This is a genomic window from Microvirga sp. RSM25 (genome assembly GCF_044784385.1).
Taxonomy (GTDB): domain Bacteria; phylum Pseudomonadota; class Alphaproteobacteria; order Rhizobiales; family Beijerinckiaceae; genus Microvirga; species Microvirga tunisiensis.
Genome location: NZ_CP173039.1, coordinates 992,931 through 1,006,527, shown reverse-complemented (window position 1 = coordinate 1,006,527; position 13,597 = coordinate 992,931). Strand labels below are relative to the sequence as shown.

Here is a 13,597-nt window from a genome sequence, read left to right as displayed (position 1 = left end):
ACCGTCAATCCCTGTTATCGGCCGCCCTCGCCTGCAGGGCCTCTTCGAAAAGCCGCTGCACATCGGCCTTGAAGGCCTGCCGTGACGCCTGTCGCGAATAGAACATGTGGCCGCCTTCGTAAACACTCAAAGCCACACGCGTCTGGGGGCCGAGCTCGGGAAGCTGGTTCAAGAGGAGCTGTGAAGCGTAGTACGGCGTCACCAGATCGGTGAAGCCGTGGGCGACGAGCACACGCAGCTTGCCGTCGAGGGAGAGGGCTTGCCGCAGTTCATCGAGGTTTTCGGGACCATTGCGCCCGCCGCCCCAGCGCCATGCGCCGTTGATCGATCCGTTCAGCAGGTTGTAGCGCCCCTCAGCCTTGTAGTTCAGGGTATGCGTCAGGTGATGGATGATCGCGCTCGACAGGGGCGCCGTCATCGCGTCGAGCACCGGATCCTCGAAGCGGGAAGATTGGGAGGTCGGATTGGGATCGGCGATGGCCACATTGGTATCGTAGGCACTGACGATCTCGGACGATCCGCGCCGGAGCTCTCTTTGAACGGTGCGCATGTCGACGCGCCCCGCAAGGCGACGCGTCAGTTCGGGATCGAGCCCGCTCAATTCCGCCACGCGTCGGCTGACCCGTTCGACGGCCTGCCTGTCCTGTAGCCCCCGCATGAGATCGACGAGATACTCGCCCGACGCATAAGCCTCCGCCTCCTTGAGCGCGTCCCGCGAAACCGGGCCCGTGCGGGAGAGTTTCGCCGCGGCAAGGGACGGAAGGAGCGCCGCGTTGGTCCAGGGCGCTCCTGCGGTTCCCTGCTCGAGCCAATCGAAATCGAACACCGGCGAGACGAGAACCAGACCGCTGAAGCCGACGCCCTGATCGCTCTGCAGCTTCTGCGCCAACAGGGGTCCGCGGAAACCGCCATAGCTCTCGCCGACGAAGAATTTCGGCGAGGTGAGCCGGTTCTTCTCCTTCAGCCAGCGCATGACGAAAGCCGCCAACCCGTCGATATCGCCCTGTACGGAATAGAACCGCTCCCGCACCTGATCGCCGCCGACCACGCGGCTGTAGCCCGTGCCGGGCGGGTCGATGAACACGAGATCGGTGAAGTCGAGCCAGGTTTCGGCGTTGGGCACGAGGGCCGGCGGAGCCGAGGGGCTGATCGTCGACCCATCCATCGGCAGGAGCCAGGGGCCGACCGCAAGAAGATGAAGATAGGCGGAGGATGCACCCGGACCGCCGTTCACGGCGAACGTGACCGGCCTGGTCACCGGATCCGCATCGTCGCGCGTATAGGCGACAAACCCGATCTCGGCCTGTGGAGTGCCCTGCTGATCCGTCAGCGCCAGATGGCCTGCGGTCGCCGTGAAGGACAGGGTCCGTCCCGGAAGCTGCAGGCTGTGGCGCGTCACCGATTCCGGCGGCAGGGCCTGCGCATCCCTGGCTTCAGGCCGGGGCCGGCGCGCCTCCTGCTGCTGACCTTGAGGTGGCTGTTCCCGATTGCCCGCCTGCTCCTGTGCTCCGGCCCCAAGAGGCATCGCCAGAGACAGGGCAAGAACAGCATACAGAGGAAGGCGCATCGCTCGTTTCATCAGGACATCCTTTTGGCCTTCCTGAAACTGGAGAGCATCCCTCCCGTTGCAAGTTCCGAGGCGATGAAGAGTTCGTGTCCGGGCGCCTTGTATCAATCTCAACCCTCATCCCGAGGGTCTGGGCGGACATTCAGCACCTTCGTCGTCACGGGCCTTGTGCCGGTGATCCCGATCCGAAAAGCGCTGCGCTTCATATCCTCGTCATGGCCGGGACAGGCCCGGCCATGACGAGGAGGCGGCCAACCCATTAGGAAAGGGCTATCCAGCGTGCAGTCCTGTGAACGCGATCACGCCTTCCGCTGCCAACGTCCGCGCTCGTCCTGCTGCCAATAGGTCGCGTCGTGGCCACCCTCCTTCACCGCCCGCCATTGATCGCGGGCGAAGGCGAGAGCCTGGATGTCGTTGCCGTCGAACAGGATCGCGAGCCGCTCGTAGGAGGCGATGTCACCCGGCAGATCGGCGCCTTCCAAGAGGAAGCGGATCGAGGCGCCGTTGGCGTTGTCGCCGGACAGGGTGATGAGAATCGGCTGGTCCGCCGCATGGGCCTCGCGGTCCGTGCCGTGCGGCAGGAAGCTTTCATCGGTGAACGTCCACAGGTGATCGTCGAGCGCGGACATGCGCTCTTCAGTTGTCACCTGCACCACCGCGCGCCAGCCCCGCTCCAGGGTCTTCTGCAGGAGCGTGGGCAGCACGGACTCGAGCGGCTGATGCTGGAGGTGATAGAAAAGGACCTCGGTCATCGATGATCACAATCCCTTGCGACCGCAAAGGGTTGCACTGCGTGCGAGGCCCTTTTCCGCTCTCATCATCGAGCCTCGTAATGGTCGCGCACAAGACGGTCGAGAAGGCGCACGCCCCAGCCGGAGCTCCAGCCCTTGTTGATCTCGTTTTGCGGCGAGCCCATGGCGGTGCCAGCGATGTCGAGATGCGCCCATGGCACGTCGTTGACGAAACGCTGGAGCAGCGCCGCGGCCGTGCTCGAGCCGCCGAAACGGCCGGCCGCGTTCTTCATGTCGGCGAACCGGGATTCGATCATCTTGTCGAATTCCGGGCCCAGCGGCATGCGCCACACGCGTTCGCCCGTCGCTTTGCCGGCGGCCGTCAGGCGCTCGGCCAGCTCGTCGTTGTTCGAGAAGAGGCCCGCATATTCCTGCGCCAGGGCGACGAGGATCGCGCCGGTAAGGGTCGCGAGATCGATCATGAACTTCGGCTTGAAGCGGTCCTGCACGTACCAGAGCACGTCAGCCAGCACGAGGCGTCCTTCGGCATCCGTGTTGATGATCTCGATGGTCTGGCCCGACATGGTGGTGACGATGTCGCCGGGACGCTGGGCATTGCCGTCCGGCATGTTCTCGACGAGACCGATGGCGCCCACCACGTTGGCCTTGGCCTTGCGGCTCGCGAGCGCATGCATGAGGCCGACGACGCAGGCGGCGCCCGCCATGTCGCCCTTCATGTCCTCCATGCCGGCGCCCGGCTTGATGGAGATGCCGCCGGAATCGAACACCACGCCCTTGCCGATGAAGGCGATGGGCTTGTCGTTGGCCCTGCCGCCGTTCCAGCGCATGATGGCAACCCGTCCGCCGCGCACGGAGCCCTGCGCCACGCCGAGAAGCGCATGCATGCCGAGCTTCTTCATGGCCCTGTCGTCGAGGATTTCGACCTCGACACCGAGCTTGCTCAGGGCCTGGGCGCGAGCGGCGAATTCCTGGGGACCGAGAACATTCGGCGGCTCGTTGACGAGGTCGCGGGCGATGATGACGCCCTGCTGGATGCCCTCGCGAGCCTTGTAGATCTTCTTGACCGCGGCGGGATCCGCCACGCTGAGAACGAGGCGGCCGCCATTCTTGGCGTCGTTGTCGTCCTTCTTGGTCTTGTAGCGGTCGAAGCTGTAGCGGCGCAGCTGGACGCCGAGCGCGATGTCGGCGACAGCGTCCGGCGTGACCTCGATCTCGGGCAGATCCAGCACCACCGTCGCGAGCTTGCCGTTCACCTTCCCGGCAATCAGGCCGCCCAGCTGGACGAAATCGACATTGGTCCGATCTTTCTCGCCGCCTACGCCGATCACGAGCAGCCTGTCGACCGACAGGCTGGAGGGAACGACGATGGACATGGCGGACTTCGCCTTGCCCTTGAAATTCTCCGCCGCCGCCGCCTTGGCGATGAGATCCACGGCTTTCGGGCCCAGCTGCTTGGCAACCGCCGCCGTGGGCTTGAGATTCTCCCCGACGAAGACGATGAGATCGCCGGATTCGACCTTGGCATGGACCTGGAAGTCGATCTTGAAGCTGTCGGCCATGAAATCCTCTTTGTTGTGATGCACATCGCCGGTCTTCGAGCCGGCTGCGACGCTGACGATTGGGACATATATCATATGGCGGGTTATGGCACGGGGAAGCCGCCGTGAAATCGGCGCAATTCCAGGCTGTTGAAAACAGCCGTCTTGCCTGAGATCATGTGACACGATACCCAGGGCTCCACCGCCCGGGGGCGAAGGGCTTTATGACACTTCTCGAACGCTACATCCTGAAAAACACTTTCAATGCCTTCGCCGCATGCCTCGTCGCTCTGACGGGCGTGATCTGGATCACGCAGGCCCTGCGCGAACTCGACCTGCTGACAGGCAAGGGTCAGACCCTTCTGATCTTCCTCACGGTGACGGGCTTGTCCCTGCCCGCCCTGATCAATGTCATCGCTCCGGTCGCCCTGTTCCTCGCCACCCTCTATACCCTGAACAAGCTGAACGGCGATTCTGAGCTGATCGTCATGAGTGCCGGCGGCATGCCGCCGCAGCGCCTCCTGCGGCCCTTCATGGCCCTGGCCGCCTTCGTCTGCGCCGTCGTGGCCATCATCTCGGTCTATCTCATGCCCGCGAGCTTCCAGGAGCTGCGCCAGCTGTTCACGAAGATCAGGGCGGATTTCGTTGGGACCATGGCCAAGGAAGGGCAGTTCATCACCCTGGAGAACGGCATCACCTTCCATTACCGGGAGCGCTCGGGAGACGCCCTCCTCGGGATCTTCATGGAAGATCTCCGGGAGAAGGACAAAGCCATCGTCTATCTTGCCGAGCGCGGCCAAACCGTCGAACAGAGCGGAAACGCCTATCTCGTGCTCCAGAAGGGCAGCGTTCAGCGGAAGGAGCCCAACAGCCGCGATTCGTCGATCGTGGCCTTCGAGCGCTACGCGGTCGACCTGTCGGCCTTCAACAAGGAAGGCGGAGAAGTCATCTACAAGCCGCGCGAGCGAAGCACCACCCAGCTCCTGTTCCCTGACAAGAACGAGCTTCTTTACCAGGAGCAGCGGGGGCGCTTCCGGGCCGAGCTGCACGATCGACTGTCGTCCTGGCTCTACCCGCTTGCCATGATGGTCATCGCCTTTGCCGCCCTTGGTGAAGCCCGGACGACCCGTCAGGGACGCAGTCTCGCCATTGCCAGCGCGGTCGTTGCGATCGTGCTCTTGAGAATTCTCGGCTTTGCCGCATCGAGCGCCGTTGCGCGAACACCCGCAGCGGTGATTGCGGTCTATGGCGTGCCTCTGGCAGGCATCCTCGTCAGCCTGCTGTTCATCTTCAAGGGACCGGCCATGCGATCCGCACAGGCGAAGTTTCATGCGGCGATCCGCAATCTGCTTCCGTCGCGCTCCCCAGCACCTCAGAAGGCCTGACCATGCTGATCGGTCGCACCCTCGGGCTGTATTTCTCGCGACAGTTTATCAAGACTATTTTCCTGGTCTTCGCGACTGTCTTCACGCTAGTCTATACCCTGGACTTCGTGGAGCTCATGCGCCGGGCGGGCGACGCGCCTGCCGCAACGCCCGCGGTGATAGCCCAGCTCGCCCTGTTCCGCACACCGGCCATCGCCGAGCAGGTCATGCCGTTCGCCGTGTTGTTCGGCAGCATGGCAGCGCTCCTTCAGCTCAGCCGCAAGCTCGAACTGGTGGTGGCAAGAGCAGCCGGCATTTCCGCATGGCAATTCCTGCAGCCCGGGCTCTTGATCGCTCTCTTGATCGGCGTCGTGTCCGTGACCGTCTACAACCCGGTCTCGGCCGTCCTCAAGCAGCGGGCATCCGTCTTGGAAACACAGACTTTTTCCCGGGCCGTTCAAACCCGGGAGAAGCCGATTTGGATCCGCCAGAGGAGCCAGGACGGACAGGCCATCTTCCGTGGCGACGGCTCGGCCACCGACACGGCAACCCTTTACGGGGTCACGGTCTATGCCTTCGATCAAGCGGGAACCTTCACCCATCGGGTCGAAGCCAAGGAGGCGACCCTGCATGAGGGCTTCTGGGAATTGAAGGATGCCCGGATCCTCTCGGCCACCGAGGAGCCCCAGGCCCATGACCGCTACCTGATCGCCTCAAGCCTCCAGCCCTCGCAGGTTCGACAGAGCTTCATCGATCCCGATGCGGTCCCATTCTGGGATCTCAAAGAGACAATCAACCGCATGGAGCAGGCGGATATCAACACCACCACCTACCAGCTGCATTACGACCTGCTTATGGCCCGTCCTCTTTTGTTCATCGCCATGGTTTTTGTGGCCGCATCCGTATCGTTAAGATTCTTTCGATTTGGCGGTGTAGCGATAATGGTTCTGGGTGGCGTCGCGGCCGGGTTCATGCTTTATGTCGCCACGGAGCTTATGGCGGAGCTTGGCGCGTCCGGAATCATCAGTTCCCTTGTTGCGGCCTGGTTCCCGGCTGTAGTAGGCAGTCTGTTAGGGACCTTGGCGTTATTGCACCAAGAGGACGGCTGACCGGCCTCGATAAGAAGGTTTGCGAAGGAGTGGGGATGCGGCGGCTTAAGACAACGATCGCAACGTCTGCGGTCGCAGTGGCGCTATTAGCTGCTGGGTCTATGCCGGCGCTTGCCCAGGCAACCCTGAACGAGGCCATTGGCGCTCGCGCCCAGTCCGGATCGGGCCAGGACCGGCTTCTGGTCGATGCCAAGGAAATCGTCTACGACAACGACAAGAACACGATTGCCGCCTCCGGCGACGTCCAGATGAACTACCAGGGTCGGACGCTCCAGGCTGACCGGGTCACCTACGACCGGAATACCGGTCGAGTCTTCGCCGAAGGCAATGCCCGCCTCACGGATGCCAGCGGCACCGTCGCCACGGGCGATCGATTCGAGCTGACGGACGACTTCAAGAACGGTTTCATCGATTCCTTGAGGGTGGTTCAAACCACCGTCGAGCAGGGCCGTCCCCTCACGACCCGTTTCTCGGCCCCTCGCGCCGAGCGCGCCGAGGGCGAGACGACGGTTTTCGAGCGCGGCACCTATACGGCCTGCGAACCCTGCAAGGACAATCCGGAACGGCCCCCGCTCTGGCAGGTCAAGGCCGCGAAGATCATCCACAACAACAGCGAACGGACGATCTATTACGAGGATGCAACCCTCGAGCTCCTCGGCATTCCGGTCGCCTACCTGCCCTATTTCTGGACCCCCGATCCGACGGTCAAGCGCAAGACGGGCTTCCTGTCGCCGCGCTACATCTATTCCAGCTCAATCGGCTACGGTGCCACCGTCCCGTTCTTCTGGGCAATCGCACCGAACTATGACCTGACGATCAGCCCGACCTTCCTGAGCCGGCAGGGCCTCCTGGCCCAGGCCGAGTGGCGCCACCGGCTCGAGAACGGCGTGTACACCGTTCGGGCTGCCGGCATCTCGCAGCAGGAGCCCGACGCCTTCCTCCAACCTCCTTACGGGGCCGGCGACCGCGACTTCCGCGGCTCGCTCGAGACGACCGGCCTGTTCTATATCAATCAGAACTGGCGTTGGGGCTGGGACATTGCCCTGCTCTCGGACAAGTGGTTCCTGTCGAACTACAAGATCCGCAGCGAAAGCCTCAGCGCATACTACATCAAGGAATCGATCTCGACCCTGTATCTCCAGGGACAGGGTGACCGCTCCTTCTTCGATGTGAGGGGCTATTACTTCCAGACCCTGTCCAGCAACGAATGGCAGAAGCAGCAGCCGATCGTCGCTCCGGTCCTGGACTATAACAAGCGCTTCACGCCCTCGACCATCGGCGGCGAGTTCGCCCTCGACGTGAACGTGACGAGCCTGTCGCGCCAGGCTGCCCAATACGATCCTCTGTCCATCGCCAATACGACCTATTACGGTGTGGCCCAGACCTGCGTGATCTTCGATCCCGCCTCCTGCCTCGTCCGTGGCATCAGCGGTTCGACCTCCCGCGCATCGGTCACCGCGTCCTGGCGCCGTGAGTTCGTCGACCCTATCGGTCAGGTCTGGACGCCTTTCGCCTATGTCAGGGCCGACCAGTTCTGGATTTCCCCGGATTTCAACGGGTACCAGAACGCGCAGCTCGGCAACTTCATCGACACGGACGACGATTATCTCTTCCGCGCCATGCCGGCCGTCGGCGTCGAGTACCGCTATCCCTTCATCGCCAGCCTCGGGACCTCCGGCAAGCAGATCCTCGAGCCCATCGCGCAGGTGATCGCCCGCCCGAACGAGACCGGGATCGGCAGCCTCCCCAACGAGGACGCCCAGAGCCTCGTGTTTGACGACACCTCCCTGTTCGATTGGGACAAGTTCTCCGGCTATGACCGGGCCGAGGGTGGCGTCCGTGCCAATCTCGGCGTCCAGTACACCGTGACAGGTGCCGACGATTTCTATGCCAACGTGCTGTTCGGTCAGTCCTATCAGATCGCCGGACGCAACTCGTTCCGGCAGGGCGATCTCGCCAATGTGGGATTGGACTCAGGGCTTGATGACCGTGCCTCCGATTATGTCGGTCGTTTTCAGATCTCCCCGAATTCGAATTTCGCTTTCGTGACCCGTGCGCGCTTCGACCAGGAAGACTTCGGCGTCAACAGGATCGAAGCCGGCTTGAGGGCGAATTTCAATCCATACCTGCCGGTGTCGACATCGCTGACCTATGCCCGCTACGAGGCTCAGCCGGCCATCGGATTCCCGCTCCGCCGCGAAGGCCTGCTTGGCTCGGCCCGGTGGGACATCTCGCCGAACTGGTACGTGACCGGCTCGGTTCTCCTCGATCTCGATCGCTATCTTCTGGTGCGTCAGCAAACAGCGCTCGTCGACCAGAGCGCGAATGTCGCCTATCTCAGCGGCATGTCCCTCGGGCTGGGCTATATAGACGAGTGCACGACCTTCTCGATCAGCTACAGCGTGACCCCGCGCGAGGTGGTGCGGAACTCGGGTGAGAAGAACCAGAACCACACCATCGCCTTCAGCCTCGAGTTCAGATCTCTGGGCGAAGTGGGATATAGTCAGAACCTGAACGGCACTGACGATGAATGATGGGGCAGCGGCCCGGTGTCAGGTTTAAACCAACGCCCTCTCCTGCTTACCCAAGGTGATCCGGCAGGGATCGGGCCAGAACTCAGCCTGAGGGCTTGGCTCGAGCGGGATCGAGCCGCCCTGCCGCCTTTTGCCGTCATCGGCGATCCCGACCATTTCGCCCGGGTCGCCGACACATTCGGATGGACGATTCCCATCGCGCCTGTCGAGCCGCAGCAAATCCAATCCGCCTTTTCAAGCACGCTTCCCGTTATTCCGCTGAGCGTCCCGGTTTCCGCCGAGCCGGGGATGCCCGATGCAGCCAATGCTCCCTCGGTCATCGAAGCCATCGAGACGGCGGTACGGCTCGTTCGAGCGGGCTCCGCGGCCGCTGTCGTGACAAATCCCATCGCCAAGCATGTGCTCTATAAGGCCGGCTTCCGGCATCCGGGGCATACGGAGTTTCTCGCAGCTCTCGCTGCGGAAGGTAGCGACCAAACCTACCATCCGGTGATGATGCTCTGGAGCGAGCAGCTCGCCGTTGTCCCTGTCACAGTCCACATCCCCTCTCGGACGTGCCCTCGGCTCTGACCACGGACCTGATCGTCCTCACCGGGCGGATCGTCGCTCGGGAGCTGCAGGAGCGGTTCGGCATCGCCAATCCACGGCTCGCCCTCGCAGGGCTCAACCCTCATGCCGGCGAAAACGGCGCGATGGGAACGGAGGACGAGACCATCATCGTCCCGGCCATCGATATCCTGCGCGCCGAGGGTATCCGAGTGGCAGGCCCCCTGCCTGCGGACACCATGTTTCATGCCCGTGCCCGGAGCCGCTACGATGCGGCCCTTGCCATGTATCACGATCAAGCCCTGATCCCGATCAAGACCATTGCCTTCGACGAGGCGGTGAATGTCACTCTCGGGCTTCCTTTCGTGCGGACCTCGCCTGACCATGGCACGGCCTTCGACATCGCGGGCAAGGGCGTCGCCCGCCCCGCCAGTCTCATGGCGGCCCTTAGGCTCGCCGCCCGCCTGGGATCCCCATGAGCCAGATCGACGACCTTCCCCCTTGCGCGAGGTGGTGCGCACACATGGGCTGATGGCCAAGAAGTCGCTCGGCCAGAACTTCCTGTTCGACCTCAATCTCACCAGCCGCATTGCCCGCTCCGCGGGACCTCTCGAAGACGCGACGGTCATCGAAGTCGGCCCCGGACCGGGCGGCCTGACCCGCGCGATCCTCGCGGCCGGTGCGAAAAAAGTGATCGCCATCGAGCGCGATTCCCGCTGCCTGCCCGCGCTCACCGAAATCGCCGAGCGCTATCCGGGCCGACTGGAGGTTGTCGAAGCCGATGCCTTGGAGTTCGACCCGCGCCCTTTGGTCGGCGACGGCATCGTCCGCATCATCGCGAATTTGCCCTACAATGTCGGCACCGCCCTGCTGACCGGCTGGCTCACCGGCGAGGCCTGGCCGCCCTGGTGGGCGTCGCTCACCCTCATGTTCCAGCGCGAGGTGGCCGAGCGCATCGTGGCGGACGAGAGCGATCCGAAGAACTATGGCAGGCTTGGCGTTCTCTGCGGCTGGCGGACGGAGGCGCGCATCCTCTTCGACGTGCCGCCCTCCGCCTTCGTGCCGCCGCCGAAGATCACCTCGAGTGTGGTCCACCTGATTCCGCGCGCCAACCCGCTACCCTGCCGCATCGGCGCCCTGGAGGCCGTGACCCGCGCCGCCTTCGGTCAGCGCCGCAAGATGCTGCGCCAAAGTCTGAAATCCATCGCTCCGGACCCTGCCCCGATCATCAGTGCGGCGGGGCTCGAGGAAACGATCCGCGCCGAGAACATCCCGGTGGAAGGCTATGTGGCGCTCGCCAATGCCTATGATGAGATGAGAAAGCAGCCGGGCTGAGATTTGCGGCTGTCGCTCGTCCTCACGCAATCCTCGCCTATATGGAGCCGCTGGACCGGCGCGGGCGGCCCCTCTTCATGAGACCTTAACCGCGCCTCTTCCAAGATCGGCCTTATATGTGCGGCCTTTGGCTGCGAGAGGAGGAAGCGGGCATGTCGCAGCCGCGCAAGACAATCGGACTTCTGTTCGGGGGACGCTCTGCGGAGCATGAGGTCTCGAAGCTGTCGGCGGCTAATGTCCTGCGGGCGCTCGATCCGGACCGTTACGACATCGTCCCCATCGGCATCGGCCGGGACGGACGCTGGCTCCTCTGCGACAACGGCAATGGCGGCGGAAGAGGTGCTCAGTCCCTGGAGATCCCCGAGGGAGCCCCGCAGGTGACCTTGCTTCCCGGCGGCGGCGGCGAGACGATCGTGCTGAACGGCGGCGCGCCGTCGCGTTCCCTGCGCCTCGATGCGGTCGTTCCGGTGCTCCATGGGCCGAACGGCGAGGACGGAACGGTCCAGGGCTTTCTCGAACTCGCCAATGTTCCCTATGTCGGCTCCGGCGTGATGGGCTCCGCCGCCGGGATGGACAAGGACATCGCCAAGCGCCTGCTGCGCGACAGCGGCCTGCCGGTGGTTCCATTCCTGACGCTGACGCCGCGCACCCGTGTCGACTACCGGGCGGCCGCTGACGCGCTCGGCACGCCCGATCTCTTCGTCAAGCCGGCCAATATGGGCTCGTCCGTCGGCGTGTCCCGCGCCTCGTCCGCAAAGGAGTTCGACAGCGCCTGCGAACGCGCCTTCCGTTATGACGGCAAGGTGCTCGTGGAGCGCAGCGTCACAGGTGCTCGCGAGATCGAATGCTCAGTGCTGGAGGATGCCGCCGGCGAGGTGCGTGCGTCGCCACTGGGCGAAATCGTGCCCGCCGGCAGTCACGGCTTCTACAGCTATGACGCCAAGTACATCGACGCGGACGGCGCGCTCCTGCGCATCCCGGCGGACCTCTCGCCAGATCAGGCGCGCCGCATCCAGGCGCTTGCTGTCGAGACATTCAAGGTTCTGGCCTGCGAGGCCTTGGCCCGCGTCGACTTCTTCCTGGATCCAAAGAATGAAGACGGGCTCTTCGTCAATGAGGTGAATACCCTGCCGGGTTTCACGGCGATCAGCATGTATCCCAAGCTCTGGGAGGCCGGTGGCCTGCCTCAGAACGAGTTGATGGAGGTATTGATCGGCCACGCCATCGCTCGCCACCAGCGACGGAATTCGCTGGCTCTCGTCTAAGAGGCACGTGGCCAACAGCGGGGCCTAGTCGATCTTTTCCGCCAGCAATCCCTCCACGAAGTCGGAGAGGCCGACGAGGCGTTCGCGCTTCAGGCGTTCGGCAGCCTGAATGGCCTTGAGGCTCTGGAATGAGCGGTCGAGGTCCTCATTGACGATCACATAATCGTACTCGACCCAGCGCTCCATCTCGACGCGAGCATTGGCAAGGCGTTTGGCGATAACCTCGGGCGCATCCTCTGCCCGCCGCTCCAGGCGCGCCTTCAACTCCTTGAAGCTCGGCGGCAGGACGAACACGGTCACCACATCGTCGGGCAGCTTCTGCCGCACCTGACGGGTGCCCTGGTAATCGATGTCGAAGATCATGTCCTGGCCGGCGGCAAGTGTCTTCTCCACGGGCTTGCGTGGCGTGCCGTAGAAATTGCCGTGCACCTCGGCCCATTCCAGGAGTTCGTCGCGATCGCGCAGCGCCTTGAACTCTTCCACGTCGATGAAGTGATAGTGACGGCCTTCGATCTCGGACGGGCGCTTGGGGCGCGTGGTGACGGAAACCGAGAGAACGCCGGCCTGCTCCTCCACGAGGCTGCGTGTGAGCGTGGTTTTCCCGGCGCCGGACGGCGAGGACAGGATGAGGATGAGGCCGCGACGGCCGACCGGACGCTTCACATCTTGGCTCACCGCATCACTCCACGTTCTGAACCTGCTCGCGGAATTGCTCGATCACGGCCTTCAATTCAAGCCCGATCCGCGACAGGGATACATCATTGGCCTTTGCACACAGGGTATTCGCCTCGCGGCCGAATTCCTGGGCCAGGAAGTCGAGACGCCGGCCGACCGATCCGCCCTCCTGCAGGAGGCTGCGGGCAGCGTCCACATGGGCGCGCAGCCGGTCGAGCTCTTCGCGGATATCGGCACGGGCCGCAATCAGCACCGCCTCCTGATGCAGGCGGGCCGGATCGAGATTGGCCTTGCCGTCGAGCAGCTCGGCAATCTGCGCTTCCAGACGGGTACGAATGGCATCAGGCTTACGGGCCGGTGCCGCTTCGGCTTCATCGACGAGGCGGGAGATGAGATCGAGCTGCTGTCCGAGAACGACGGCCAGCGCCTGCCCTTCCTTCAGCCGTGCCGCCTTGAGAGACTCGATCAGCATGCCGATCCCCGCTCTCAAAGCCGCCGCAAGTCCTTCGTCCTGCGACGGATCGGCGGCATCGTCGTCGAGCTCGACCACGCCGCGCACGGACAGCAGACCATCGAGCGAAGCCGGCTTCACATTGTTCGGGAGGGTCAGGTCGCCGATGGCCGAGAGCAGCGATTGCAGCACATCCTGGTTCACGCGCAGCTTGGGAGCGGCCGATGCTTTGCTGAGAGAGGTTGAGCTGGCCTTGGCCACGGGTCAGCGCCTTGAGGATCTGTCCTCGCGCCTCTTCGCCGATGGCATCGAGGCCGGAGGGCGTCCGGACGCGCACCTCGAGCCCGCGTCCGTTCACTGTCTTGAGCTCCCATGCCCATTGATAGGAACCGGTGACGCCGGTCTCGCGGGCAAAGCCGGTCATGCTCGCAATGGACATGCGCTAACCTCAAACGGAATGA

At 63.7% G+C, this 13,597-nt stretch carries 9 protein-coding genes and 2 pseudogenes; 6 read left to right on the top strand and 5 right to left on the bottom strand.

Going from position 1 to position 13,597, the window contains the following annotated elements:
- Positions 1-4: 4 nt before the first annotated feature.
- From ACD578_RS04820 to ACD578_RS04810, 3 genes are all read right to left on the bottom strand, one after another.
- Entirely contained in the window at positions 5-1,567 is a 1,563-nt protein-coding gene (locus tag ACD578_RS04820; protein ID WP_404291351.1) for a S10 family peptidase, read from the bottom strand.
- Between the two features lie 299 nt (positions 1,568-1,866).
- Positions 1,867-2,319 carry a DNA polymerase III subunit chi gene (locus tag ACD578_RS04815; protein ID WP_404291349.1) on the bottom strand — a complete coding sequence of 151 codons (453 nt, stop codon included), beginning with the start codon at positions 2,317-2,319 and terminating at the stop codon, positions 1,867-1,869.
- Between the two features lie 65 nt (positions 2,320-2,384).
- A complete protein-coding gene (locus ACD578_RS04810; protein ID WP_404291347.1) occupies positions 2,385-3,878 on the bottom strand; it encodes a leucyl aminopeptidase in 1,494 nt (497 codons plus the stop codon).
- Positions 3,879-4,081: 203 nt separating this feature from the next.
- On the opposite strand from ACD578_RS04810, the gene lptF reads away from it, so the two are divergent.
- The 6 genes and pseudogenes from lptF to ACD578_RS04780 all read left to right on the top strand — a co-directional run bounded on the left by lptF (position 4,082) and on the right by ACD578_RS04780 (position 12,010).
- Complete coding sequence (lptF, locus tag ACD578_RS04805; protein ID WP_404291345.1) at positions 4,082-5,242, top strand: LPS export ABC transporter permease LptF; 1,161 nt, start codon at positions 4,082-4,084, stop codon at positions 5,240-5,242.
- A gap of 2 nt (positions 5,243-5,244) precedes the next feature.
- Entirely contained in the window at positions 5,245-6,330 is a 1,086-nt protein-coding gene (lptG, locus tag ACD578_RS04800; RefSeq protein WP_152713246.1) for an LPS export ABC transporter permease LptG, read from the top strand.
- Positions 6,331-6,365: 35 nt separating this feature from the next.
- Positions 6,366-8,864 carry an LPS-assembly protein LptD gene (locus ACD578_RS04795; protein ID WP_404291343.1) on the top strand — a complete coding sequence of 833 codons (2,499 nt, stop codon included), beginning with the start codon at positions 6,366-6,368 and terminating at the stop codon, positions 8,862-8,864.
- 15 nt (positions 8,865-8,879) lie between these two features.
- Positions 8,880-9,889: pseudogene (pdxA, locus tag ACD578_RS04790) on the top strand (4-hydroxythreonine-4-phosphate dehydrogenase PdxA).
- Positions 9,890-9,941: 52 nt separating this feature from the next.
- Positions 9,942-10,745: a 16S rRNA (adenine(1518)-N(6)/adenine(1519)-N(6))-dimethyltransferase RsmA gene (rsmA, locus tag ACD578_RS04785; RefSeq protein WP_404291341.1), complete on the top strand. Its 804-nt coding sequence runs from the start codon at positions 9,942-9,944 to the stop codon at positions 10,743-10,745.
- A 152-nt stretch (positions 10,746-10,897) separates the two neighbouring features.
- Positions 10,898-12,010: a D-alanine--D-alanine ligase family protein gene (locus tag ACD578_RS04780; protein WP_404291339.1), complete on the top strand. Its 1,113-nt coding sequence runs from the start codon at positions 10,898-10,900 to the stop codon at positions 12,008-12,010.
- Between the two features lie 24 nt (positions 12,011-12,034).
- Here the strand turns inward: ACD578_RS04780 and gmk are convergent, their stop codons facing one another.
- Complete coding sequence (gmk, locus tag ACD578_RS04775; RefSeq protein ID WP_404291337.1) at positions 12,035-12,685, bottom strand: guanylate kinase; 651 nt, start codon at positions 12,683-12,685, stop codon at positions 12,035-12,037.
- A 4-nt stretch (positions 12,686-12,689) separates the two neighbouring features.
- Positions 12,690-13,575: pseudogene (locus tag ACD578_RS04770) on the bottom strand (YicC/YloC family endoribonuclease).
- Between the last annotated feature and the right edge of the window lie 22 nt (positions 13,576-13,597).

What these genes read in the sequence shown, in the direction of transcription:
- ACD578_RS04820 (WP_404291351.1), bottom strand. Translation starts at nt 1,567, where the DNA reads ATGCGCCTTCCTCTGTATGCTGTTCTTGCCCTGTCTCTGGCGATGCCT.
- lptG (WP_152713246.1), top strand. Translation starts at nt 5,245, where the DNA reads ATGCTGATCGGTCGCACCCTCGGGCTGTATTTCTCGCGACAGTTTATC.
- rsmA (WP_404291341.1), top strand. Translation starts at nt 9,942, where the DNA reads ATGGCCAAGAAGTCGCTCGGCCAGAACTTCCTGTTCGACCTCAATCTC.
- ACD578_RS04810 (WP_404291347.1), bottom strand. Translation starts at nt 3,878, where the DNA reads ATGGCCGACAGCTTCAAGATCGACTTCCAGGTCCATGCCAAGGTCGAA.
- ACD578_RS04780 (WP_404291339.1), top strand. Translation starts at nt 10,898, where the DNA reads ATGTCGCAGCCGCGCAAGACAATCGGACTTCTGTTCGGGGGACGCTCT.
- lptF (WP_404291345.1), top strand. Translation starts at nt 4,082, where the DNA reads ATGACACTTCTCGAACGCTACATCCTGAAAAACACTTTCAATGCCTTC.
- ACD578_RS04795 (WP_404291343.1), top strand. Translation starts at nt 6,366, where the DNA reads ATGCGGCGGCTTAAGACAACGATCGCAACGTCTGCGGTCGCAGTGGCG.
- ACD578_RS04815 (WP_404291349.1), bottom strand. Translation starts at nt 2,319, where the DNA reads ATGACCGAGGTCCTTTTCTATCACCTCCAGCATCAGCCGCTCGAGTCC.